Raw genomic sequence first — 23,985 nt, 5'->3', positions numbered from 1 at the left:
GCCGTGCTACTTCGCAGAGGCTGCAGCGGCTTTGCCGTCCTGCTCATGGTGCAGTGCCCGGCGCACCGCTTCGCGGGTGGAGCCGGCATCCTCGCCCTTGACGCCGAAGACGACGAGCAGGATCATGACGAAGTTGATGATCGCGCTGATGCGCAGCGCCCATTCGATGCCGATGATGTTCGATGCGATTTCGGAACGGCCTGCGGACAGCTGTGCGGCGGCGATTGAATACATCGTCAGGATCATGACCGGCGAGCCGATCGCGCCGGCGATCTGCCGCACCGTGTTCGTCACGGCGGAACCCGCGGAGACTTCGGAGGGCTTGAGGCAGTTGAGCGACCAGGTGGTGACCGGCATCATGACGAAGCCCATGCCGATCTGCCGGATGAACTGACAGATCGAGATGTACCAGATCCAGGTGTGCATGCCGATCATGCTCATCATCGCGGTGCCGAGAAACAGCAGCATCGTGCCGACCATCGCGACCGGACGCGCGCCGAAACGGTCGAGCGCGCGGCCGCCGAAGAACTGGGCGATCGCCTGCGCGATGGCGCCCGGCAGCATGACGAGGCCGCTGATTGTGGCCGTATAGCCGCGGCAGTTCTGGATGTACAGCGGAATGAGCACGACGAGCGAGCTGAACGCGAAGAAGCTCAATGCCGCGATAAGCGTGCCGACCGAGAAATGCGCGTTGCGCAGCACCGACAGGTCGAGCAGCGCCGGACGGCCCGTCTTGCCCGCCTTGAAGCGCTTCTCGCTGTGGATCTGCCGCAGTACGAACCAGATGATGCCGGCGACGCCGATGACCATCGGCAGCCAGACGACCGGGGCCGTAAGCGGATAGGCCTGAATGTTCGTGAAACTGAACATGAGACCGCCGAAGCCGATGATCGACAGTCCCACCGAGAAGAAGTCCGCGTGCGCCGTCCTGTCCGATTCGCCGAAGTCATGCAGGCCGAACACGGCGAGCAGCACCGAGATGCAGCCGATGACGGTGAGCGTCAGGAAGATCGAACGCCAGCCGTTCATATCGGTCTGCAGGCCACCGAGCGTCGGGCCGATCGCCGGGGCCACAGCCATCGCCATGCCGACGACACCCATCGCCATGCCGCGCCGGTCGAGCGGGAAGATCGAAAAGACGGTGATCTGCAGCACCGGCCACATGACGCCGGTGCCGGCCGCCTCGAGGAAACGGCCGAACAACGCGAGCGGGAAGGACGGGCTCAGCCACGCGAGCACCGAGCCGACCGTGAATACGACCATCGACGTGATGACGATCTGCCGTGTGGAGAAGCGCCGCGTCAGATACGCGGTCAATGGCACCATGACGCCCATCGTCAGCTGGAAAATCGATGTCATCCATTGGCCGAGCGTCACCGAGATGCCGAAGTCGTCGACGAGTGTCGGCAGTGCGGCGCTCAGCTGCAGCTGCGTGAAGTTGCCGACGAAGGTGATGAAGGTCAGGATCGCGAGCGAGACGAAGGCGGGACGCGTCAGATGGCCGTTGCGGTACGCACGTTCGCGCGTGAGCACCGTGGACAGGCCAGCGAGTCCGCGATGCGCGCTCGTGGCTGGTTCCGGCTCGTGGTGCACCTCGCGTGTGTATGGGCGACCGCCGCGGGTGGGGGCGCCGTCGCTGCCGGCCTGTTCGTGTTGTGGATGCTCCTGCTGTCCGTGTGCTGCCATGCGTTCCTAGGTTCTCGTCGTCTGCGGCCATCGCGGCCGCGGCTTGTGTCAGTCTTCCTCGATGCCCACTGTGTCGTCGTCGACGACCGGCGTCTCGCCGGTGGGGGTGTCATCGGCCGACTGCGCGTCGCCGTCCTGGCTTTGCGGGCTGTATTCGACGACGTTGAGCACGGCGATGCCGTCCGCGGTGCGCACGAAGACGTTCGCGCGGCCGCCGATCTCCTCGATGCCGTCGAGCAGATGCGAGATCGGTTCGTTGTCGAGCACCGGCAGCACCTGCGCGACGCCCTTCTCGTCGATGACGCGCAGCGTCTCGTCGAGTTCGCCGGTGGCGAGGATCTCGTCGATGCGGCGTTCGAACTGATGGAGCTCGTCGTCCTCGATGTCGTCGTCGACCTCGTCCTGCGTGGTCACGGCATCGATCTCGCCGGTCTGGATGTCGTCCTCCTCGCTCGGAGTGACGACCGTCGTCTCCTCGATCACGTCGTCCCCATCCTCGACATGCTCCGTCTGTGCTGCCATAGTGGCCTCCTTCGAATCGACATCCGCCGCCATGCGTGGGACGTATGGGCACGGGGCTGATGAAGGCGCACGGTGCGCGGACGCTCATGGGTGCTCGTGGACGCATGGATGCCGCCGGATGTGCGGCGTAGTTGAGATACCTTGTCTCAATATTAGACAGAGGGCACTCCCTTATTCACTATTCGAGAAACGGCGGCGGGGCGGGGGCGACCGTGGAGATGCTGTGTGGAACACGCCATCGCTGAACATGGTCCGCGTTATGATGAATGTTCGTATGCGCGCAGATCGGACGATCCGCGCGGTGATGCGACGCCGTTTTACGCATCGGATGGCAATGTCGGATTCATCAGAGGGAGAGCGATGAGCGGAACGCAGCGCGACGCGCAGCTGGCACAGCAGGTCGATCGTCAATCCGCCAAGGTGCTGCAGTGGCGATTCGTCATGAACCTTGCGCTCATGGCGTTCGACGCGCTGGTGTTCTTCTGCGTGAATCTGGGCGTCATGGCGATGTACAAGGAGATGCGCGTCTTCACGACCCGTCTGCAGTGGAACGTCACGATCAACCCGTATCTGTATGCGGCGGTGTGCGCGATCATCTGGGTGTTCTGCTCACGTGTCGCCGACGTCTACCACCGCCATGTGTTCGCCGACGGCTACCAGCTCAACGTCCTGTTGTTCAAGGCGGCCGGCATCAGCTGGATCAGCATCTGCGCCGTCAACTACATCATGCAGACGAACATCTCATTGGCTGACGTCACTGTGACCTGCCTGTGCGTCTGGGTCGTCGAGATGATCGTGCGCATGATCGCGAGGATGTTCCTGACGGTGCGCCACCGCAAAGGCGAATACGCCTATCCGACCGTCATCGTCGGCTCGCCGGAGGGAATCGGCCAGATCCTCAAGTTCCTCAACCAGCGCAAGCAGCTCAACTATAAGCCGGTGCGCGTCTGCCCGATCCGCGTGAACCCGGCCACCGGTCTCATCGAAGCCGATCCGGACCGCAACCTCCTCAAGGCCGAGGTGGAGGAGTCGTGGGGCGACTTCATCCAGCCGATCACCTACGGCGACGACCTCGCCGCGCGCATCGCGCAGACTGGCGCGCAGACCGTCATGGTCACCGACGTGCTCGACCGCTTCTCCGACAACCTGAGCACCTTCGCCGTGCAGATGGAGGCCCTCAACCTGGAGATCGCATTGATCACGTCGGCGCTCGACATCGCCGAACATGCGACGCAGATGCGTAACATCCAGGGCATGAGCATCATGACGATCAGCCTGCCGCAGTATTCGCCGGCGTCGCGCATCAAGAAGCGCATCTTCGACCTGATCGTCTCGTCGATCGCGATCATCCTGTCATCGCCGGTCATGCTGATCGTCGCGTTGGCGATCAAGCTCGAGGACGGCGGTCCGGTCTTCTACAAGCAGGAGCGCATCGGACTGCATGGCAAGCCGTTCTACATCCACAAGTTCCGTTCGATGCGCGTCGACGCCGACAAGCACCTCAAGGAGGTGCTCGAGGCGAACGGTCAGGAGATGGGCGCGCGCTACAAGCTCAAGCACGATCCGCGCATCACGAAGGTCGGCAACTTCATCCGCAAGACGAGCATCGACGAGCTGCCGCAGTTCTTCGACGTGTTCACCGGTTCGATGAGCGTCGTCGGACCGCGCCCGCAGCGCGACTTCGAAGTCGAGGAATACGATCAGGTCTACGCGACGCGTCTGCTCGTCAAGCCGGGCATCACCGGACCGTGGCAGGTCTCGGGCCGCAACGACCTGAACGAGGAGGAAAGCCGTCAGCTCGATGTGAGCTATGTGCAGGATTGGAGCGTCCTCGGCGACATCGTCTATATCCTGCGCACGATCGGCATCGTCGTGCACCCGCACGGCGCGTACTGAGCACAGCATTCAACCAATCAGCCAAACCAACCGAAACTAGAAGAATCGAGAACGTGATGAAGATTGCCGTCGCCGGAACCGGTTATGTGGGTCTGTCCGTGGCGTTGCTGCTCGCGCAGCACAACGAGGTGCATGCGTTGGATATCGTGCCGGAGAAGGTCGAGATGCTCAACCGGTGCACGAGCCCGATCGTGGACGTGGAGATCACGCGCTTCCTCGACGGCAAGCGCGACGGCACGATGGCACTCGACTTCCAGGCGACGACCGATCCGGCCGTGGCCTACACCGGCGCCGACTACGCGGTCGTCGCGACGCCGACGAACTACGACCCGAAGAAGAACTACTTCGACACGTCGAGCGTCGAGGCCGCGATCAAGGCCATCCGCGAATACGATCCGGACTGCTGGATCGTCATCAAGTCGACGATCCCGGTCGGCTACACGGCGCAGCTGCGCGAGAAGACCGGCGACAGGAAGATCATCTTCTCCCCGGAGTTCCTGCGCGAAGGCCATGCACTGTACGACAACCTGCACCCGTCGCGCATCGTCGTCGGTGCGCCGATGGACGATCCGCAGGCCGTCGAGGCGGCGCACGTCTTCGCGAACCTGCTCGCGCAGGGTGCGGCGCCGGAGGAACATGAGCGCGTGAACGCCGACGGCACGACCGGCATTCCGGAACTCGTCTGCGGCACGACCGAGGCCGAGGCGATCAAGCTGTTCGCCAACACCTTCCTAGCGCTGCGCGTCGCCTACTTCAACGAGCTGGACACCTACGCCGAGTCCCGCGGCCTCAACACGGCCGAGATCATCCGCGGCGTCTGCCTCGATCCGCGCATCGGCGGCCACTACAACAACCCGTCCTTCGGCTACGGCGGCTACTGCCTGCCGAAGGATTCGAAGCAGCTGCTCGCGAACTACGCGGACGTGCCGCAGAACCTCATCGAGGCGATCGTCGCGTCCAACGGCACGCGCAAGGACTTCATCGCCGAGCAGATCCTGTCGAAGATCGAAGGAGCCGAGAAGCCGACCGTCGGCATCTACCGCCTGACGATGAAGTCCGGCTCGGACAACTTCCGCCAGTCGAGCATCCAGGGCATCATGAAGCGCATCAAGGCGAAGGGCGTCCCGGTCGTCGTCTACGAGCCGACATTGGAAGACGAGGAGTTCTTCGGCAGCCCGGTCACGCATGATCTCGACGCGTTCAAGGATGCAGCGACGATCATCGTCGCCAATCGTTGGAACGACGAACTCAACGATGTGACGGACAAGGTCTACACGCGAGACCTGTTCAAGCGCGATTGAGCTGTGATTCAGCTGATGGACGTCGAGTGTTGGTCAACGCGTGGCGTCCATCCATCTCGCATCTTGCTGTTGGAATGTAAACGTAATTCGAGGGAACGCGATGGGATGGTCGTCGACGATGGGGAAGATCCGCACGAAGCTGCAGTACGTGTGCAGCGCGACCCGCCTGTTCGGGCCGCGGATGGGGATGACGAGCCTGCTGCATCATCTGGCGCATCGTAATATCGGGGCATATTATGAAAAGCTCGTCGAGGCGTCATGGAACCGCTTCATGAAGGACATCCCCTTCGATGCCGACGCGATCGCCACACTGCCCGCGACCAATGACGGACCCATATGGGTCATGTGGTGGCAGGGTCTGGACGGCTCCGAGCCCCCGATCGTCCGCGCCTGCATTGACAGCATCAAGCGTCACGCCAGCGGGCGCGAGGTCCGCCTCATCACGAAGGACACGGTCGAGCAGTACGCGTCGCTGGATCCGTCGATCATGCGCAAGGTGCACGACGGCAAGATCACGATCACGACCTTGTCCGACATCGTCCGTTTCGCCGTGTTGAAGGAGCATGGCGGCATGTGGATGGACGCGACGATGTATCTGACCGCCGACCTGTCCGACGACGTCAGGCGATACACGTTCTATTCGATTCCGAACCATCAGAGCGCGCCCACGCGCAACTGGACCGGCTACTTCATGGGAGGCAAGCAGGGGAATCCATTGTTCTCCTATATGCTGCAGGCCTTCGTCGCGCTGTATGGGCTGACCGACCACATCCCCGACTATTTCATGATCGACGTGATGCTCTCCGCCGCGTATACGCATATCCCACAGGTGCGCGCGATGATCGACGCGGAGCCGGTCAACAACCTGCATCGACTATATCTTGCGGGCAAGCTCGCCGATGCGAGCGTGGACCTGCCGGCCGACACCTATGCGTACAAGCTCTCCTATAAGAACGTGCAGCGGATTCCCGCCGCGCATACCGTGTACGGCGCGGTACTCGACGGCACGCTGTGAACGATACGGCGCTTCCCATGTGCTGACGATGTGCCCACAATATGCCAAGGATATGCCGACGAAGCCGCCGGCATGGAGGCATTCGAGCTTCGTGTGCTACGATGGCCACTCGTAATCATCGCCTGAAAGGCTCGTCGCCATGCCGCGCCGCCATGCTCATGGCGATACGCAGGCTGCATACCATGCGTTGATTACACTGGTGACGTACAGGACGAATACGCAATCGGTGCGCGCAGAAGTGATAGGTGCTCCCGAAAGGAATCCAGGATGCCTCAGACGAATGTTTCAGTCATCATCCCCACGCTGAATGCGGGAACGATGATTGACGATCTGCTGACCAGCTTGGAGCATCAGCGCAGGGTGCCCGACGAAATCATCGTCGTGGACTCCTCCTCCGACGACGACACGCGTGACCTCGTGCGCCGTCATCCCGAAGTGCGTCTTATCGTCATCGACCGCAAGGATTTCAACCACGGGGGCACGAGGGACATGGCCCTACGCGAAAGCAGCGGCGATTTTGTGCTGTTCCTTACGCAGGACGCGCTTCCCGAAAGCGACCAATACATCGATGCCGTGCTCGCGCCGTTCAAGCAGGAGCGTGTCGCGCTCGTCTACGGCCGTCAGATACCACGCGCCGATGCGCGCCCGGCGGAGACGCTCGTCAGGGAATTCACCTATGGGCCGAGTTCCTTCACCATTACGCCGCAGGATGTGCGGCGTCTGGGCATCAACGCGTTCCGTGCTTCCGACGTCTGCGCCGCCTACCGGCGCACCGCGTATCTTGAGGTAGGCGGCTTCGAGAACCCGGTGCTGACGAACGAGGACATGTTCATCGCGGCGCGCCTGCTGCATGCCGGGTGGCATGTCGTCTACGAGGCACAGGCGGCGGTCATCCATTCGCACAATTTCACATGGCGGCAGCAGTACAAGCGCAACTACCTGCAGGGCGTGGAGATGGAGAAGCACCGCGACATCCTCGGCTCGGCGCCGATCACCGGCGAAGGCTTCGCGATGGTGGGCCATACGATGAAGGGACTGCTCGCCCAAGGCAGAATCATCGACATGGGCTCGTTCTTCATCGATTGCGTGTTCCGCTATGTCGGCAACCGCAAAGGCAAGATCGACGCCAAGCGCGCGGCGCGTCGCGCATGAGGGGACGACCGATGCAGGAGCTGAAACCCACCCATATGTACATCGTCTCCCACAAGGACTTCGACGCCCCGAACCTGGAAGGTTACACGCCGATCCTGGCCGGCGCCGCAAACAACACTGCGTCGATCGCGGTGCGCGACGACACGGGCGACAACATCTCCGCGCTTAATCCCGAGTTCTGCGAACTGACGGCGCAGTATTGGGTGTGGAAGAACGCGAATCTGGGCGACGACAACGTCGGATTCGTGCATTACCGCCGCTACTTTTACACCGACCACCACAAGACACGGATCGTCCCCGCATCGGTGCTCTCGCAGGATCTGCAGCGGTATGACATCATACTGCCCGAGCCGTGGGTGCTGACGAAGACGATCGGCACGCAGTTCGCGCAGTTCCACAACATCGACGACCTCAAGACAGTCCGCGCGATCGTCAACCGCCGCACGCCCCAGTTCGTGCCGGCCTTCGACGCGCTGATGCGCAGGCACGACCTGAGCTGCTACAACATGTTCGTCATGTCCGCACCGCGCTTCGACGCCTACATGACATGGCTGTTCGGCATTCTCGACGAGGCACGAGCGATGCTCGACGTCTCCGGATACGACGCCTACAACAGGCGTCTGTACGGCTTCCTCGCCGAACGTCTGCTCAACGTCTGGGTGGACGCCCAGCAGCTGAACGTCAAACGCTACCCGGTGTACATGCCGGACGAAACGGCATGGAAGGCGAATCTGAGGTCGCGCGTCAAATCGCTCATGTATCTGCACAGGATCTGATGTCCGCGAGCGGCCCAAACAGTCTTCACAGAATCGAGGAACCACGCTGATGCGTTGTGCTGGAATCGTCGCCTTCAACCCCGAGATCGAACGGTTGCGGGCGAATCTGCGCGCCACCGCGCCGCAGGTGCGGCAGGTGTTCGTCTACGACAACGGCTCCGCGAACGCGCAGGACGTGCGTGCGCTGTGCGAAGGCGAATTCGACAATGTGCATGTGATCGCCGACACCGAGAACCGCGGCATCGCGTTCGCGCTCAACCAGCTGCTCGCGGCCGCGCATGACGGCGGATACGCACATATCCTGATGCTCGATCAGGACAGCGTGCCGACCGAAGGCATGTGCGACGAACTCGAACGGCATCTGAGCGGCGACGTGGCGATGGTCAGCCCCTTCATCCTCGACCGCAACCGCATGACGATGGAGGAATACCGCGCGATGACGATGCCGCCGCTCGAACGGTTCACGCACGCGGCCAAGCACGGCGCGATCACCTCCGGCACGCTCAACGACGTTGAGGCGGCGCTCGCCGTCGGTGGTTTCGACGATGCGCTGTTCATCGATTATGTTGACTTCGATTTCAACGAACGGCTGCTGCTCAACGGATACACGATCGTCAAGGACAACCGCGCCTGCCTGATCCATGAGAAAGGCAAATCGGAGAAGACCTTCGTCAGGGTGCCGCGACGCGGTCCCGGCGACAAGATCGTGTGGCAGCCGCTGTACAAACTCGGCTACGGTCCGATACGCTGCTACTATCAGGCGCGCAACCGCGTCATCTTCTGGAAGAAGTACCATCGGTGGACCGGTCTGGAAGGACTGACGGAGATTCCGATGCTGATGGTGCTGTCATTGGTGTTCGAAGGCCACCGCGTCGCCAAACTCAGCGCATACTGCCGCGGCATCCGCGATGGCGTGCGCATGCATATCGAGCATATCGAGGAGTATCGCAAATGACCGACGGCAACATCGACGCCAATGTCGCGACGCATCCGGATGATCAGGCGGCCGCGCCGGCGGTGTCGGTCGTCATACCGGTCTACAACCAGCAGGCGTATATCGGCGACTGCCTGGAATCAATCGCACGGCAGACCTATGACGATGTCGAAATCATCGTCGTTGACGACGGCTCCACTGACGGATCGGCCGCAGAGACCGTGGAATACGCCAAACGGGACGCGCGGATCACGCTGCTCGCACAGCCCAACGCGGGCGTGTCGGCTGCGCGCAACCACGGTCTCGCCGACGCGCGAGGTGAGTGGGTCTGCTTCATCGATCCGGATGATACCGTCGGACCGCGGTATCTGGAGACGTTGATGGCGGCCGCACATGAGGATACCGACATCGTCATGAGCGCGTGTGTGGCATGCGGCACGGGCGGCGAGGAACGGCAGCATTTCTTCCCGCAGCCTTTCACTGCCTCCGATGCCGAACACAAACGACCACTGTACCACCAGCTGATCGATGGTTCGTATGCGCAACCGAAAGGCTTCGTCACGGCGATCGGTGTGCCATGGGGAAAGCTGTACCGCCGGTCGTTCCTGAAAGCGCAGCGGCTGCGTTTCGACCCGCAACTGCCGCGCATGCAGGACAACATCTTCAATATGCAGGCTTTCGCCGCGGCGCGCAGCATCGTCTACATCGACGCGGCCGAATACCGCTACCGCGTGGGCGGATTGGGGGAGCGCACCTACCGCAACCATGCGCAGGGGCTCTACCATCCTGCCATCGACGCGCGTGCGCGGCTCATGCATGCATACGGATTGGATAAGGATCGGCAACTCTACGCAGCATGGCAGGAAGAACAAGTCAATCTGTATTTCCAGGAATACAAGGCTGCGATCATGCTGGCGCCGTCCGGGAAGCGGGTGGCGGCGGCGAACGAGCGTGTGCGGCAGCTGCGCCAGCGGCTCACTGACATCGATACATCGGTGCTCAGTGCGCCGATCCGATTGAAATACACGATGATGCGCAATCCCGTGCTGCGTGCCGCGGCTGCGAGCGCCATCGGTCTGCGTCAATGTCAAGGAGGGCAATCATGACCACGGACACGCCTCGATTCGGCTTCGTTGTGCTGCATTATCTTGCCGACGACGCGACCGGGCAATGCATCGAATCCATCAGACGGCACTGTGCGGGAGCCGACATCATCGTCGTGGACAACAACTCCGCGAACGGCAGCTACCAGCGGCTGCAGCAACGCTACGGCGACGATCCGGCCGTGACGTTGCTGCACAATCGGACGAACGCCGGATTCGCGCGCGGCAACAACGTAGGGTATGCCTATGCGCGCGATACGCTGCACTGCGACTTCATCGTAACGATGAACAACGACGCGACGGTGGTAGATGATGATTTCATGACGGTATGCGTTCAGGACGCGCAGGCCCACCCACAGGCAGGCGTCATCGGCCCGGACATCGTCTCCGGCAGGAACGGATCGCACTCCAACCCGATCTATGCGATGGTCGATACGCGCGCGGAAGTGCGCAGGCAGATCAGACGGTTCCGTGTGATCCTGCTGCTGCTGCATCTGCATCTGTTCGGCCCGCTCACCCGACTGAAGGCGAAACTGACCCATGCGGACACCGAAGCGCTTCCCGAACATGTAAACCGCACCGCGGACGCCATCGAGGGAAGGCCATACAAACTGCATGGTGCATGTCTGGTGTTCACGCCGGTCTTCGTCCGGCGTTTCGAGCACCCCTTCGATCCGGGCACGTTCCTGTATTTCGAAGAGGACATCTTGTTGATGCGTTGCCGTCGGCAGGGATTGACGATGCTCTACGACAAGCGTCTGACGGTGCGCCATGCCGAGGACGTCTCCACCGACCGCTCATTGCCGCAGGACGAACGGCGCAGGATGATCTTCACGTTGCGCAACTACGTGCGCTCGCTGAACGTGCTGGACCGCTACGTTCCGGCGCGATGAACCGAACGGATTGCCCATCAACATACCAAATACCAACGGTGCTCGTATGGATACACAGCTTAAACAACCCAAGATACGTTCCGTGAAATTCAACGTGGTTATGAACACGATCCTGACCACGTCCACATTCCTGTTCCCGTTGATCACGGTGCCATACGTATCCCGCGTGTTGGGACCGGACAACAACGGCATCGTGTCGTGGGCGTTTACGTTCGTCGGCTACTTCTCGCTGGTGGCGTTATTGGGATTCAACATGTACGGCACGAGGGAATGCGCGAAGCTCAGGGACGACCGCGAACGGTTGAGCGCGGTCGTTCAGGAGCTGCTGGTCATTCTGATCTGTTCGACGACGATCGTATACATCGCGTTCATCGCCTTCGTCTTCGCGTTGCCGCGCACACGCGACGAGCTGCCGCTGATGTTCATCGTCGGCACCTCGATATGGCTTTCGGCATGCGGTGCGGAATGGTTCTACCGTTCCATCGAACAATACGAATACATCACCGTACGCAACATCCTGTTCAAGATAGCCAGCATTGTGCTGCTGTTCATATTCGTGCATCGGACCAACGATTATCCGGCCTATGCGGCGGTCACCGTCCTCGGCACGACCGGATCGAACATCCTCAACATCCTCCGGTTGCGTTCCTTCGTCACGTTCTCCCGGCACCGTCCGATGCGTATCCGCCGGCATTTCAAACCGATGTTCGCATTCAGTGTCTCCAGCATCACGGCGGGCATGTATGGGCAGATCGACATGCTGCTGCTCGGCTTCTTCAGCTCGAACTATGCATTGGGCCTGTATCAGCTCGTATTCAAAATCCGCAATATATGCACCGGTGTAGGCGGATCGGTCACTGGTGTCATGCTTCCAAGGCTTTCGTATTACGAGGCGCAGGAAGGACATGACCATACGACCAGGCTAATGGCGAAGAACTTCAATTTTCTGCTGATGCTCGGATTGGCCATCATTGCCGCCTTGGTCATCTGCGCCGACCCGTTGATCATGATCCTTGGCGGCGGCGATTACCTTCCCGGCAACGCCGCGTTGCGGATCGGCGCGCCGCTGGTTCTGCTCGGTTCCATCGGATCGATGCAATCGCAGTACATGGTCGCCTCCGACCAGGAAAAAACCTACACCTATACAAATGTGGTCGGTCTGGTCATCGCGATTGTGCTCGAATGCATCCTCATCCCGTTGTGGGGCATCGACGGCGCGGCGCTCGGACTGGTGCTCACCGAACTGTCCGTCTACTGCATCCGCACCTATATCCTGCGTGATTTCATGAAACAAGTGCGTCGATACACCGATTACGGGAAGATCGTGCTCGCCTGGGTGGTGGCGTTCCTGCTCGCCGCAGGCGTGTATTACCTGATACGCACATGGAATCCGTTCGCGCAGATCATCCTCACGGCGCTCGTGTTCTGCGGTGCCGATGGAGGCATACTGATGCTGACGAAGGAATCGTTCCTCACCGCGATGGTGAAGCGCAAGCGCTGAGACTACAGTGCACGTACCGTCGAAAGCTCGACGAGGCGGTCAGTGAGCTTCTTCGGCCAGAACCGGTACCTGAACACCGTACGGACACGTCGGCGCCGCGGCAGCTGCGGCAGTGCGCAGTAGGCGTCGAGCGTCTCGAGACCGGACGGTCGGGCATATGCGGCCAATGCGTCGCGAACATAGGCTGCCTGATCGATCATGCGATGCATGCGCGCCACGCGGCGCCGACGGATCGGGGCGCGATGGACGATAAGGCTCATCAGCGTTTTGAGACCCGAATAGCCGTGCGCGCCCATCGCGTTGTCGCCATGCTGCCGGTAATTCACCGTCGCCTGATCCACATACACCACATGGCCCAATGCCGCGGCGACAAGCGCGTAGCACCAGTCGTGCATGATCATGCGGTCGCCGTCGCCGTGCGTCACGATGGACTGGAGGACGTCACGCAATGTGGAGTTCATCGCGCTCGCACAGCCGGTGACGAGATTCTGCGCAAGCAGTTCATTCAGCTGGGCGCGGTGAGGATCACGGCCGATGAACCGCAGGAACGACGGTGCGATGACATCATTGTGCGCATCCACCACCACTAGGTCGGAGAAGGCAAGCAGCGGCGTATCCGACCCGTACTGCGCTTCGGCGGCATGCATGCGCTGCATGAACAGCGCCAGCTTGTTGGCATGCCACAGGTCGTCCTGATCGGCAAGGAACACATATCGCCCAGACGCCTGTGCCATCAGCGCATTGAAATTCGCCTGCGGGGAACCATGGCGCACATCGTGGGAGACGATGCGGATGCGCGCGTCCTGCGCTGCCAAACGTGTGATGATGTCGAGCGTGCCATCGGTGGAGCAATCATCGGAAATGCTGAGCGTCCAATTGCGCAAGGTCTGCTGTTGGATGGACGCGATCTGCTGTTCGATGTATTCCTCGCCGTTGTAGGTGGCCATGAGAATTTCGATGTCAGGTTGCATGGATGCGTTCTTTCCTCCGGTGAGTGGTGATACCCACGATACTCCGGCACCACAGTATGGGGATAGCGGCGGACGTCACGATAGCGCCCGCTTGCTAAGCTGGTCGATATGACTGATGCGTTTGAACCGAAGAACATCATCGTGACCGGAGGCTGCGGCTTCATCGGGTCGAATTTCGTGCACTACGTGGTGAACAACCATCCCGAGACCCATGTGACGGTGCTCGACGCGCTGACCTACGCCGGCAATCTAGAGAACATCAAGCCGCTGCTCGGCGACCAGGTGGAGTTCGTTCACGGCAACATCTGCGACGCACAGCTGCTCGACGAACTCGTGCCGGGCCACGACGCGATCGTACATTACGCAGCCGAATCGCACAATGACAACTCGATCGCCAATCCGGAGCCCTTCCTCAAGACGAACGTCGAAGGCACGTTCCGCCTCATCGAGGCGGCACGCAAATACGACGTGCGCTTCCACCACGTGAGCACCGACGAGGTGTACGGCGACCTCGCGCTCGACGATCCGGCGAAGTTCACCGAGGAGACTCCGTACCATCCGTCGAGCCCGTATTCGTCGACGAAGGCGAGCTCGGACCTGCTCGTGCGCGCATGGCACCGCACCTACGGCCTGCGCACGACGATCTCGAACTGCTCGAACAACTACGGGCCGTACCAGCACGTCGAGAAGTTCATCCCGCGTCAGATCACGAACATCATCGAGGGCATCCGCCCGAAGCTGTACGGCGACGGCCTCAACGTGCGCGACTGGATCCACACCGAGGACCATTCGAGCGCCGTGTGGACGATCCTGACGACCGGGCGCATCGGCGAGACCTATCTGATCGGCGCGAACGGCGAACGCAACAACCTGACGGTGCTCAAGGACATCCTGCGCGTCATGGGCCAGCCGGAGGACGCCTTCGACTGGGTCAAGGACCGCCCGGGCCATGACCGCCGCTACGCGATTGACTCGACGAAGCTGCAGACCGAGCTCGGCTGGCGCCCGACGCACACCGACTTCGAATCCGGACTGCGCCAGACCGTGCAGTGGTACGTGGACAACCCGCAGTGGTGGGAGCCGGCCAAGGCCGCCACCGAGGCGAAGTACAAGGCCCAGGGCCAGTGATTCGCCGATGATGGGCTCCGTCAGCGTGGATGGGGCCCATCATCGCGTCGATACGGCAACCGTCAACAACAGCGTAAAAGGAACACGATGGAATTCGAAAAGGAACTCAAGGTCACGACGACGAACATCCCCGGACTGCTCGTCCTCGATCTGCCGGTGCACGGCGACAACCGCGGCTGGTTCAAGGAGAACTGGCAGAAGGCGAAGATGACGGCGCTCGGCCTGCCCGAGGACTTCGAGCCGGTGCAGAACAACATCAGCTTCAACGCCAAGCGCGGCGTGACGCGCGGCATCCACGCCGAACCATGGGACAAGTTCATCTCGCTCGCCACCGGCGAGATCTTCGGCGCATGGGTCGACCTGCGTCCCGGCGATTCCTTCGGCCAGGTCTTCACGACGCGCCTCGACCCCTCGCGCGCGATCTTCGTGCCCCGCGGCGTCGGCAACAGCTTCCAGGCGCTCGAGGACGGCACCGCCTACACCTATCTCGTCAACGCGCACTGGTCGCTCGAGATGAAGAAGACCTACACCTTCGTCAACCTCGCCGACCCGGAGCTGAATATCCAGTGGCCGATCCCGCTCGAGGAGTCGGAGCGCAGCGAGGCCGACCTGCACCATCCGATGCTTCGGGACGCCAAGCCGATGGAGCCGAAGCGCACATTGGTGACCGGCGCCAACGGCCAGCTCGGCCGCGCGATCCGCGCCTACGTCGAGGCGCATGGTCTCAAGGGCTTCGAATTCACCGACATCGACGAGTTCGACTTCTCCGATCCGGCGGCCTACGCACAGATCGATTGGAGCCTGTACGGCACGATCATCAACGCCGGCGCCTACACGGCCGTCGACAAGGCCGAGACGCCCGATGGCCGTGCAGCCGCGTGGAAGGCGAACGCCGAAGGCCCGGCGCTGCTCGCGCAGATGGCGCAGCGCCACCATCTGACGCTCGTCCACGTCAGCTCCGACTACGTATTCGACGGCACGACCGAGATGCACCGCGAGGACGAGCCCTTCGCGCCGCTCGGCGTCTACGGGCAGTCGAAGGCTGCCGGCGACATCGCCGTGGCGACGGCCGACAAACACTACATCCTGCGCTCGAGCTGGGTGATCGGCGACGGCCATAACTTCGTCAGGACGATGATGGCATTGTCCGACCGCGTCGCCGACGGCGACGACGCATTGGACGAGGTGACGGTCGTCGACGACCAGCTCGGCCGCCTCACCTTCACCGACGACATGGCGAAGGCGATCTTCTTCCTGCTCGACACGGACGCGCCCTACGGCACCTACAATCTGACCGGCTCCGGCGATGCGGTCAGCTGGGCGCAGATCGCCAAGGAGGTCTTCGCCGAGACGAACGGCAACGGCGACCATGTGCGGCCGATCAGCACCGCACAGTACTTCGCGAACGCGAAGACGCCGGTCAGCCCGCGCCCGACCAACAGCGCGCTCGACCTCGCGAAGATCGAGACGGCCGGATACGAGACGACCGACTGGCGTACGTCGCTGCACGACTACGTGCGCGCGGCGAAGGCCTGAAAGGACCAGACATGAAGGGCATCATCCTCGCCGGCGGATCCGGCACGCGACTGTACCCGCTGACGACGGTCACGTCGAAGCAGCTGCTGCCGGTCTACGACAAGCCGATGATCTTCTATCCGCTGAGCACGTTGATGCTCGCCGGCATCCGCGACATCCTGATCATCTCGACGCCGAAGGACCTGCCGAACTTCGAACGGCTGCTCGGCGACGGCTCCCAGTACGGCGTCTCGTTGCGCTACAAGGTGCAGCCGAGCCCCGACGGGCTCGCCCAGGCCTTCCTGCTCGGCGAGGAGTTCATCGGGGGCGACGCTTGCGCGCTCGTGCTCGGCGACAACATCTTCTACGGCAACGGTCTGGGCCGCCAGCTGCGCCGCGCGGCCGCGCTCGAGCACGGCGCGACCGTCTTCGGCTACTATGTGGACGATCCGGAACGCTACGGCGTCGTCGAATTCGACAAGGACCACAAGGCCGTCAGCATCGTCGAGAAGCCGGAGCATCCAACCTCGAACTATGCGGTGACCGGTCTGTACTTCTATGACGACCGCGTCGTCGATTTCGCGAAGCAGGTCAAGCCGTCGCCGCGCGGCGAACTGGAGATCACCGACCTCAACCGCATGTACCTCGACGACGGCAGCCTGCATGTGCAGACGCTCGGCCGTGGCTATGCGTGGCTCGACACCGGCACGATGGACAGCCTCTTCGAAGCGGGCGAGTTCGTCCGCACGATCCAGCGCGCGCAGAACATGCCGATCTCGGTCATCGAGGAGATCGCCTACGAGAACGGCTGGATCACGAAGGAGCAGCTCATCGAGGCGGGCCACAAGTACGGCAAGAGCCCCTACGGGCAGCATCTGCTCGACGTGGCCGACGACAAGATCATGCTCGGCCATGACGACTGAGCCGATGCGCTGACCCGGACAAGTTCGCCATGCGCGGCTACAATGGCATACCGGCGTGAGCGCCCCTTGCGCGCCGCACCGGTATGCCATGCCGTCCGTCAGACGATCCGGCGAACACAGCGGTGGACGTGGACGGCATCACGATGCATTTGTTGATTTGATGTTGAGGATTATCACCGAGAGGAATCGTTATGCCCACACGTGACGACGACGAACATGGTATCGAAACCACACCGGACGAGGTGACGGCGCAGGACGCCGACGGTGTCGATACGGCGGACGACGCTGCTGCGGACACGACGGCTACGACGGACGCTGGCGACGGCATCGGCGAGGACGGGCAGGACAAGCCGGCATGGTACCGGCGCGTGCGCTGGTGGGGATGGATCCTCATCGCGGTCGCCGCGGTCATCGTCGCCTTCGTCGGCACGGTCGGCACGCAGGCGCTGCTCGTCAAGCATCACGAGGAGGCGGCGATCGCCGTCGTCAAGGACGCCGTCAAGAAGAACCGCCTCAACGACCTCGACGGCGTCGTCGCCGACGTGCAGCGGCAGACGCGCGCCGCAAGGGACATCACGGACGGCGGCCTGTGGTCGTTCACCGAGAAGATCCCCGGCATCAAGGGCAGCATGCGCGTCGTGCGCATGATGACCGACGTCGTCGACGACATGGCGCAGGACACGGCGCCGAAATTCGTCGACGTCGCGCAGCGGATCGACGTCAAGTCGATCTACAAGAACGGACGCATCAACGTCGAGCCGATCATGCAGGCGCTGCCGGAGCTCGACACGGCCGCGCAGTCGCTGCAGCACTATACCGAGGAACTCAACAAGATCCCCGAACCGGGCATCGGCATTGTCGCGAACACGCTCAACAGCAGCCGTGGCATGCTTGACAAGGCCAATGGATACCTGCAGGAAGGCGTTCACGAATTCGCGCCGAAGCTGCCCGAATGGCTCGGCTACGACGGCAAGCAGACCTATGCCATCCTGGCGATGACGCCCGATGAGATGCGCGCCAGCGGTGGCCTGATCGGTGCGGTCGGCACCGTCACGATCGACGACGGCAAGATCGAGATCGGGGACTTCACGAGCAACACGAAATTCTCCGGATACAAGATCACGGCACGTAACCTCTCCGAGGACGAATACCGTCTGTACAAGGAGGAGGGGCCGATGCGTCTGAACTACGATCTTCGAGACATCGCGAATTCACCGGATAACGTGCGCGTCGCCGAATACTTCAAGGACATCTGGGACCAGACGGCGATGGGCAAGCACACCGAACTCGACGGCGTCATCCTGGCCGATCCGCTGATGGTGCAGGGCCTCGTCAAAGTGCTCGGCGACGTGACATTGCCCGACGGCACCGTGCTCGACGGCACGAACACCGCCGACTTCCTGCTGAACACCGCCTATAAGGAGTATGCGCCCGAGGATACGGACGCGATGTTCGGCACCGTCGCAAAGTCCTGCGTCAAGCGTCTGATGGGCGATTTGCAGATGGGCAAGATGGCGAGCCTCGTCTCCGAGATGCACACGCTCGCGCATGACCGCCACCTGTCCGTATATTCCTTCGACCCGACGATGCAGCAGATCCTGTGGAGTCTGGGCATGACCTCCACGGTGCCGCTCAACGAGGCGCGACCGGAGATCGGCATCTACATCACTGAGAACAACCCGTCGAAGATCGGCTGGTACATCAAGCGCTCCACGAAGATCACGCAGCTCGACTGCGGTGAGGAGGGCCCGGCGAAGTACCATGTGGAATACACGATCCGCAACACGATGACCGATGAGGAATCGAAGACGCTGCCGCCGTACATCACCGGCGTCAGGGCCGAATACCCCGACAGCCACGGCACGAGCTTCGAGAAGATCATGTTCATGCCGCCGGCGGGAGGCACGATGAGCAACTTCGAGGTCACCGGTAACGGCGCGGATCCGGTCGCCGATTCGCTCAACTTCCGACTCATCTACACGGCGATGACGCAAGTGCAGCCGGAAAGCACCGTCACCTACTCCTTCGACGTGACGGTGTCGCCGGACGCGACGACGAAGCTCGGCGTCGACGAGACGCCGACGACATCGTCGAAGCCGGACGTCACCTACACGAAGCTGTGCCGCGTGCAGTGACGATGACGCGGCGCTGACGGTGCGATGACGGCGTCGCAATGGGCGACGATATGGGGTGGAATGAATATTCGTTCCGCCCCTTCGCTTATTCATCCGTGGTTATCGCGGCTGATCGCTCTGCAATGCGCGACACTTCGATTTTTAAAAGTACGATATATGTTATATAGTTTAAGAGCAAGTAATCAAAATCTCGACGTAAGGAAGTTTGAATATGTCGGTTTTACAAGGTTTTGAGCCCGTCAATCCTGCCAGCACCGCAGGCAAATCCGTGCTCACGGTGACGCCTCGGTACATGCGTTTCAACAAGAACACGGTGCAGGAATTGGAAGCTCCCCGCTATGTGCAGATTCTGACGAATCCTCATACCAAGCAGGTCGCCATCCATGAATGCGCGGAGACGGATGCCAACGCCATCGAATTCGTCAAGCCGAACCATAAGACCGCATCGGTGACGCTGAACAGCCCGGTCGTGCTCAACGCCGTACTGCGGTTCTTCGACTTCCCCGAGGTCGCCGATGACGAGGTCGCCTTCGCGCAGCTCAAGGGCACGTCGTTCCCGGAGGACAAGACGGTCATCTTCGACGTACGTGATTGCCGTCAGGGCGTCATGAAGAAGCGCGGCCGCAAAAAGGGCGTCGATTACAACGCGTCCGGGAACGCGTCGGCTCCCAAGCACGCCGCCTGATTGTTTCAGCGCGTCATACAATATTGAGCCCCCATGGTGCACCATGGGGGCTCAATATTGTTCGGAGGACGGAACCGCCGAACTCGGGACTCATCTTCGGATCAGTACCAGTGGTTCGCCTGCCAGAACGCGTATGCGCCTTGGATTGAGCCGTAACGGCCCTTGCAGTAGTCCCAGAACCACTTGAGCTGTGTCTGGTAGTTCGTCGCCCAGTCGGCGCCGTGCGAGGCCATCTTGCTGCCCGGCAGCGCCTGCGCCAGGCCATAGGCGCCGGAGGACGGGTTCGTGGCCGTGACCGACCAGCCGGATTCATGGGAGATGATGAAGACGGTGGCCGTGAAGTCGGCCTCGGTGCCGCCGTTCGCGAGCAGATAGTCATGTGCCCACTGCTGCATCTCGCCGACCGGGGCGGTCGTGCCGATATTGTTGTTCGACGCCGGCTTCGACGCGTTGCCCGAATCCGACGTGGCCTTGTCCGATGTGTCCTGCGTCGGCTCCGGCTGCGCGGCCGGCTGCGGGTTCGCGGTGCCGACGAGGACGACCTTCTCGACCGGGGCCTTCTTCACCCATGAGGCGAAGGTGTTCGACGAGATGATCCTGTCGCCGCTGCGTTCGACGAGGTTCGTGCGTTCGAGGATGCCCTCCTGGCCTTCCGTCTCGACCTTCTCGGTGCCCTTCGGCAGCGACGACGTCTCCTTCTTGACGGTGTTGAACGGAATCTTCGATTCCTCGGTCTCCATCTTCGCGCCGGCTCGGTTGATCGTGATCGTCGTCGATTCATCGACCTTCGTCTTCAGCGACGGCTCGACGGTGTCGCCGCTCTCCAAGGTGATGTCGCCGGCGTCGAGCACCGACTTCACATCGGTGAAGTTCGTGCCGAGCACGGTGCGTGTCTTGCCGTTGATTGTGACGTTCACGTAGGTCGGCTCGCCGTCGAGCGCGTCACGTGCGTTGCCACGGGAGGCCGCGTGCTCGTCCGAGATCGAGTAGGCGGTCGGCTGTGCGGTGGGGGCGGCATCGGCATGGGAATAGATGCTTCGTGTGGCCGCACCTCCAGCCACGACCAGACCCACGGCCGCGCACACGGAGGCGATGCGGATCCACTGCCTCTTGGTGAGCGAGCGAAGCGTCGGCTGGTCTGCTTTGTGATGGGTAGCCATTGTGCTCCTCAACGTACGTCCGATAATCCTCGGCGGTATTCGCGACCCTGGTCCTGCAGGGGCGTCGCGGTGCGTGCGGTCGCATATGGCCGCCGCCGGAATGCACACTGAACAACAGTATATCGCACGCCCTTCGCGCGGCCTCGGGAATGTCTATATCTTCACAGTTCGGACATCGATGTCCACACGTCGATCGCAGACGGCGGCGACCCGGCATGCCATGCGCGCGCCACGAATCGAGGGGAGGGGCCAGAGACGAAGGAGACGAAAAGGCCCGTTCCGACCGATTGGTCGGAACGGGCCTGCCGCCGGGACGGATTACTTGTCCTCGTGCTCCTCGAGGATCTCATGCGGATCCTCGCCGTTCTTCTGCGCCTCCTCGAGCGCGGTCTGCACGTCGAGCTTCTTCGCCTGGTCGATGATGTCATCGAGATCCGGCGCGCGCAGCGCGCCTGGCTCCTGATAGATGATGTGACCGTCCTTGACGATCATCAGCGTCGGCACGGCCTGGACGTTCGCCTGCGCGGCGAGGTCCTGGTTCTTGTCGATGTCGATCTTGCCGAAGAAGACGTCCGGGTTCGCCTCGCTCGCCTTCTCGAAGATCGGGCCGAAGGCGCGGCACGGGCCGCACCAGGTGGCGAAGAAGTCGAAGAACGCGAGCTGATGGTCCTTGACTGCCTGCGGGAAGGTCTCGGTGGTGATTTCCTGAACTGCCATGGTGGTCTCCTTAATGACGTTCGTTCTCGATGGGTCTGTCATGCACAACCGCATCGCCTTCTCAAGCATTCCATAAACACGCGGAAGCGATGCCGAATCAGCCAGTGGGGGAATCGCGGCGCCCGCGGCGGCCTTGGGATACCGCCGGTCGCATGCGACGCGGCGCCGACACGCCGCTTCCGCCCGCGGCCCATGCGCATCGATAATGGGTACATGCCAGTTCTGAATGACGAAGTGCCGGACGACGGCGATTACGATGCGGGGCGCCGTCGTGGCGAATTCGACCACATCACCCCGGAGGACTTCACGAGGTCGCGCGGCTCCGGCCGCGTCACGCCTCCCGGATGGATCGACGAGAACGAACTGAGACGTGTGCGTCGCGAGATGCCGGTCGCGTACGTGGAGGTTGTGCCGGTGCGCGTCGACGACTTCGGCCGCGTGACGAGCATCGGCTCGCTGCTGCGCGTCTCCGATGGCGGCGCCGTCATCGAACGCACGCTCATCGCCGGCCGCGTGCTCTACCATGAGACGATCCGCGAGGCGATCGCGCGCAACGTCGCGAAGGACCTCGGCGACATCGCATTGCCGATGCTGCCGCAGGGACTGACGCCGTTCACCGTCGCAGAGTTCTTCCCGACGCCCGGCGTCTCGCCGTACCACGACGAGCGTCAGCATGCGATCGCGCTGTGCTACATCGTGCCGATCGCCGGCGACTGCAAGCCGCAGGACGAGACACTCGACGTCGAATGGGTCGATCCGCGGTCGGCCGCGTTCGACGAATTCCTCGGGCAGATGAGCGACGGCCACGACTACATCGTGCGCCAGGCGCTCGCATGGACCGGGCTGTGAGCGGCCGCGGACGGCGAATGGTTGCGGACGAATACACGGATAAGGAGAGGCGAAGGATGACGCTGACGATCGAAAACCACATCTACAGGGACGGCGAGGGGATGCCGCTCGTCCTCGTGCACGGATTCCCGGTCGACCACAGGATGTGGGATCGCTGCGCGACGGCGCTGATGGAGACGACGGACGCGCAGGAGCTCGCGCAGTTCCCGATCTGGGCGCCCGACATGCCGGGCGCCGGCGCCTCGCCGACGCCGAAGCCGCAGGACAGCGGCCGGATCGCCGAGGACGGCGCGTATCCGCAGGCGCTCGACATGGTCGCCGACGCCTACGTCGAGCTGCTGCACGCGGCCGGCTACCGACAGGCGATCTGGGCGGGGCTGTCGATGGGCGGATACGTCGTCCTCGACATCCAGCGGCGGCACCCCGAGGCGATCGCCGGCGTCGCGCTGCTCGACACGAAGGGCGACGCCGACAGTGCTCAGGCGCGCGCGAACCGTATACGCATCGCACATGAATGCGTCGAACGGCACACGACCGAGCCGGTCATGTTCTTCACCGACGTGCACCCTGAGGATTCGAGCGTCAAGCGTTCGCAGGCCTACATCGACCAGTTCGGTACCTGGATCCGCGAGCAGCAGCCGGCCGGCATCGCATGGCGCGAGCTGATGGCGGCGGGCCGGCCCGACCTCAACGACCAGTTCGCGCGGGTCGAAGTGCCGGCGGCCGTCATCTGCGGCGTCGACGACCCGTCGAGCAGCCCGAAGGTCATGCGACCGATCGCGGGCCGGATGACGGGCACCGACGCCATGTTCACCGAGATCGAGGACTGCGGGCATTTCAGCGCATGGGAGCGGCCGCAGATCGTCGCCGATGCGCTGCTCGACCTCGTCGCACGCGTGCCGCGCGGCGTCGACGAGGATCGGTAGTCGGGAATCGGCGGCCATAGGCGGAGGCTGAAATCGGTATTCGCGGATGCCGGCCGCGGTCGTACGGGCATGCGGCCGATGGCGGAATCTCGGCCGGCGGCGCCGATCGTATCGCGCAACGCGTAGCCGGCGTGGCGGCGTCATCGGGCGTCGTGTCCTACAGTGGAGGGAGGGCCGCACGCTGTACGGTCCGACGG

21 protein-coding genes are annotated in these 23,985 nt (G+C 62.4%); 16 read left to right on the top strand and 5 right to left on the bottom strand.

The genetic code is table 11. The features are described from left to right. Positions 1-6 precede the first annotated feature (6 nt). Together BcFMB_RS01090 and BcFMB_RS01085 are read right to left on the bottom strand one after the other, a co-directional pair. Positions 7-1,686, bottom strand: a complete 1,680-nt coding sequence (locus tag BcFMB_RS01090; RefSeq protein WP_099720791.1) for an MDR family MFS transporter — start codon at positions 1,684-1,686, stop codon at positions 7-9. A gap of 48 nt (positions 1,687-1,734) precedes the next feature. Beyond that, complete coding sequence (locus BcFMB_RS01085) at positions 1,735-2,208, bottom strand: hypothetical protein (protein WP_099720790.1); 474 nt, start codon at positions 2,206-2,208, stop codon at positions 1,735-1,737. Between the two features lie 360 nt (positions 2,209-2,568). Here BcFMB_RS01085 and BcFMB_RS01080 point away from each other — a divergent pair, with 360 nt between their 5' ends. The 9 genes from BcFMB_RS01080 (at position 2,569) to BcFMB_RS01040 (ending at position 12,779) form a co-directional block, all read left to right on the top strand. Continuing rightward, complete coding sequence (locus BcFMB_RS01080) at positions 2,569-4,104, top strand: sugar transferase (protein WP_099720789.1); 1,536 nt, start codon at positions 2,569-2,571, stop codon at positions 4,102-4,104. 56 nt (positions 4,105-4,160) lie between these two features. Then, positions 4,161-5,405 carry a nucleotide sugar dehydrogenase gene (locus BcFMB_RS01075; RefSeq protein WP_099720788.1) on the top strand — a complete coding sequence of 415 codons (1,245 nt, stop codon included), beginning with the start codon at positions 4,161-4,163 and terminating at the stop codon, positions 5,403-5,405. 100 nt (positions 5,406-5,505) lie between these two features. Continuing rightward, positions 5,506-6,420, top strand: a complete 915-nt coding sequence (locus BcFMB_RS01070) for a capsular polysaccharide synthesis protein (RefSeq protein ID WP_099720787.1) — start codon at positions 5,506-5,508, stop codon at positions 6,418-6,420. Positions 6,421-6,687: 267 nt separating this feature from the next. Continuing rightward, on the top strand, positions 6,688-7,572 hold the full coding sequence (locus BcFMB_RS01065; RefSeq protein WP_024541152.1) for a glycosyltransferase family 2 protein: 885 nt from the start codon (positions 6,688-6,690) through the stop codon (positions 7,570-7,572). Positions 7,573-7,583: 11 nt separating this feature from the next. Then, positions 7,584-8,348 (top strand): DUF4422 domain-containing protein, encoded by a 765-nt coding sequence (locus tag BcFMB_RS01060; RefSeq protein ID WP_232513827.1) that lies wholly within the window; start codon positions 7,584-7,586, stop codon positions 8,346-8,348. Between the two features lie 49 nt (positions 8,349-8,397). Further along, complete coding sequence (locus BcFMB_RS01055) at positions 8,398-9,303, top strand: glycosyltransferase (protein WP_099720785.1); 906 nt, start codon at positions 8,398-8,400, stop codon at positions 9,301-9,303. Further along, positions 9,300-10,388, top strand: a complete 1,089-nt coding sequence (locus BcFMB_RS01050) for a glycosyltransferase family 2 protein (protein WP_099720784.1) — start codon at positions 9,300-9,302, stop codon at positions 10,386-10,388. The genes BcFMB_RS01055 and BcFMB_RS01050 overlap by 4 nt, the downstream gene beginning before the upstream one ends. Next, on the top strand, positions 10,385-11,278 hold the full coding sequence (locus BcFMB_RS01045; protein ID WP_024541148.1) for a glycosyltransferase: 894 nt from the start codon (positions 10,385-10,387) through the stop codon (positions 11,276-11,278). Before BcFMB_RS01050 ends, BcFMB_RS01045 begins: the two co-directional genes overlap by 4 nt. Positions 11,279-11,288: 10 nt before the next feature. Continuing rightward, positions 11,289-12,779 carry a flippase gene (locus tag BcFMB_RS01040; protein ID WP_232513826.1) on the top strand — a complete coding sequence of 497 codons (1,491 nt, stop codon included), beginning with the start codon at positions 11,289-11,291 and terminating at the stop codon, positions 12,777-12,779. Positions 12,780-12,781: 2 nt separating this feature from the next. Here the strand turns inward: BcFMB_RS01040 and BcFMB_RS01035 are convergent, their stop codons facing one another. Further along, a complete protein-coding gene (locus BcFMB_RS01035) occupies positions 12,782-13,750 on the bottom strand; it encodes a glycosyltransferase family 2 protein (RefSeq protein WP_024541146.1) in 969 nt (322 codons plus the stop codon). A 108-nt stretch (positions 13,751-13,858) separates the two neighbouring features. Between BcFMB_RS01035 and rfbB the strand changes: the two genes are divergently transcribed. The 5 genes from rfbB (at position 13,859) to BcFMB_RS01010 (ending at position 20,136) form a co-directional block, all read left to right on the top strand. After that, a complete protein-coding gene (gene rfbB / locus BcFMB_RS01030; RefSeq protein ID WP_099720783.1) occupies positions 13,859-14,878 on the top strand; it encodes a dTDP-glucose 4,6-dehydratase in 1,020 nt (339 codons plus the stop codon). Positions 14,879-14,965: 87 nt separating this feature from the next. Continuing rightward, a complete protein-coding gene (locus tag BcFMB_RS01025; protein WP_099720782.1) occupies positions 14,966-16,414 on the top strand; it encodes a sugar nucleotide-binding protein in 1,449 nt (482 codons plus the stop codon). 11 nt (positions 16,415-16,425) lie between these two features. Then, on the top strand, positions 16,426-17,316 hold the full coding sequence (rfbA, locus tag BcFMB_RS01020; protein ID WP_024541143.1) for a glucose-1-phosphate thymidylyltransferase RfbA: 891 nt from the start codon (positions 16,426-16,428) through the stop codon (positions 17,314-17,316). Positions 17,317-17,507: 191 nt separating this feature from the next. Further along, positions 17,508-19,451, top strand: coding sequence for a DUF4012 domain-containing protein (locus BcFMB_RS01015; RefSeq protein WP_099720781.1), 1,944 nt, complete (start codon positions 17,508-17,510; stop codon positions 19,449-19,451). A 292-nt stretch (positions 19,452-19,743) separates the two neighbouring features. Further along, positions 19,744-20,136 carry a hypothetical protein gene (locus BcFMB_RS01010; RefSeq protein WP_232513825.1) on the top strand — a complete coding sequence of 131 codons (393 nt, stop codon included), beginning with the start codon at positions 19,744-19,746 and terminating at the stop codon, positions 20,134-20,136. A 101-nt stretch (positions 20,137-20,237) separates the two neighbouring features. Here the strand turns inward: BcFMB_RS01010 and BcFMB_RS01005 are convergent, their stop codons facing one another. Together BcFMB_RS01005 and BcFMB_RS01000 are read right to left on the bottom strand one after the other, a co-directional pair. Then, a complete protein-coding gene (locus tag BcFMB_RS01005; protein WP_024541140.1) occupies positions 20,238-21,296 on the bottom strand; it encodes an aggregation-promoting factor C-terminal-like domain-containing protein in 1,059 nt (352 codons plus the stop codon). A 318-nt stretch (positions 21,297-21,614) separates the two neighbouring features. Next, entirely contained in the window at positions 21,615-22,013 is a 399-nt protein-coding gene (locus tag BcFMB_RS01000) for a thioredoxin family protein (protein ID WP_024541139.1), read from the bottom strand. 213 nt (positions 22,014-22,226) lie between these two features. On the opposite strand from BcFMB_RS01000, the gene BcFMB_RS00995 reads away from it, so the two are divergent. Together BcFMB_RS00995 and BcFMB_RS00990 are read left to right on the top strand one after the other, a co-directional pair. After that, positions 22,227-22,862 (top strand): NUDIX hydrolase family protein, encoded by a 636-nt coding sequence (locus tag BcFMB_RS00995; protein WP_033491333.1) that lies wholly within the window; start codon positions 22,227-22,229, stop codon positions 22,860-22,862. A 56-nt stretch (positions 22,863-22,918) separates the two neighbouring features. Beyond that, positions 22,919-23,788, top strand: a complete 870-nt coding sequence (locus BcFMB_RS00990) for an alpha/beta fold hydrolase (protein ID WP_099720779.1) — start codon at positions 22,919-22,921, stop codon at positions 23,786-23,788. Positions 23,789-23,985: the final 197 nt, after the last annotated feature.

Source organism: Bifidobacterium choerinum (assembly GCF_002761235.1).
In the GTDB taxonomy this organism is placed as follows: Bacteria; Actinomycetota; Actinomycetes; order Actinomycetales; family Bifidobacteriaceae; genus Bifidobacterium; species Bifidobacterium choerinum.
The sequence above is the reverse complement of the archived record's forward strand: the minus strand, read 5'-3'. Positions and strand labels throughout refer to the sequence as shown.

Excerpts from the sequence above, each read along its gene's own strand:
- rfbB (WP_099720783.1), top strand. The coding sequence starts at position 13,859 with ATGACTGATGCGTTTGAACCGAAGAACATCATCGTGACCGGAGGCTGC.
- BcFMB_RS00990 (WP_099720779.1), top strand. The coding sequence starts at position 22,919 with ATGACGCTGACGATCGAAAACCACATCTACAGGGACGGCGAGGGGATG.
- BcFMB_RS01050 (WP_099720784.1), top strand. The coding sequence starts at position 9,300 with ATGACCGACGGCAACATCGACGCCAATGTCGCGACGCATCCGGATGAT.
- BcFMB_RS01010 (WP_232513825.1), top strand. The coding sequence starts at position 19,744 with ATGCGTTTCAACAAGAACACGGTGCAGGAATTGGAAGCTCCCCGCTAT.
- rfbA (WP_024541143.1), top strand. The coding sequence starts at position 16,426 with ATGAAGGGCATCATCCTCGCCGGCGGATCCGGCACGCGACTGTACCCG.
- BcFMB_RS01090 (WP_099720791.1), bottom strand. The coding sequence starts at position 1,686 with ATGGCAGCACACGGACAGCAGGAGCATCCACAACACGAACAGGCCGGC.
- BcFMB_RS01005 (WP_024541140.1), bottom strand. The coding sequence starts at position 21,296 with ATGGCTACCCATCACAAAGCAGACCAGCCGACGCTTCGCTCGCTCACC.
- BcFMB_RS01080 (WP_099720789.1), top strand. The coding sequence starts at position 2,569 with ATGAGCGGAACGCAGCGCGACGCGCAGCTGGCACAGCAGGTCGATCGT.
- BcFMB_RS01065 (WP_024541152.1), top strand. The coding sequence starts at position 6,688 with ATGCCTCAGACGAATGTTTCAGTCATCATCCCCACGCTGAATGCGGGA.
- BcFMB_RS01060 (WP_232513827.1), top strand. The coding sequence starts at position 7,584 with ATGCAGGAGCTGAAACCCACCCATATGTACATCGTCTCCCACAAGGAC.
- BcFMB_RS01055 (WP_099720785.1), top strand. The coding sequence starts at position 8,398 with ATGCGTTGTGCTGGAATCGTCGCCTTCAACCCCGAGATCGAACGGTTG.
- BcFMB_RS01075 (WP_099720788.1), top strand. The coding sequence starts at position 4,161 with ATGAAGATTGCCGTCGCCGGAACCGGTTATGTGGGTCTGTCCGTGGCG.
- BcFMB_RS01035 (WP_024541146.1), bottom strand. The coding sequence starts at position 13,750 with ATGCAACCTGACATCGAAATTCTCATGGCCACCTACAACGGCGAGGAA.
- BcFMB_RS01025 (WP_099720782.1), top strand. The coding sequence starts at position 14,966 with ATGGAATTCGAAAAGGAACTCAAGGTCACGACGACGAACATCCCCGGA.
- BcFMB_RS01085 (WP_099720790.1), bottom strand. The coding sequence starts at position 2,208 with ATGGCAGCACAGACGGAGCATGTCGAGGATGGGGACGACGTGATCGAG.
- BcFMB_RS01000 (WP_024541139.1), bottom strand. The coding sequence starts at position 22,013 with ATGGCAGTTCAGGAAATCACCACCGAGACCTTCCCGCAGGCAGTCAAG.
- BcFMB_RS00995 (WP_033491333.1), top strand. The coding sequence starts at position 22,227 with ATGCCAGTTCTGAATGACGAAGTGCCGGACGACGGCGATTACGATGCG.
- BcFMB_RS01070 (WP_099720787.1), top strand. The coding sequence starts at position 5,506 with ATGGGATGGTCGTCGACGATGGGGAAGATCCGCACGAAGCTGCAGTAC.
- BcFMB_RS01015 (WP_099720781.1), top strand. The coding sequence starts at position 17,508 with ATGCCCACACGTGACGACGACGAACATGGTATCGAAACCACACCGGAC.
- BcFMB_RS01045 (WP_024541148.1), top strand. The coding sequence starts at position 10,385 with ATGACCACGGACACGCCTCGATTCGGCTTCGTTGTGCTGCATTATCTT.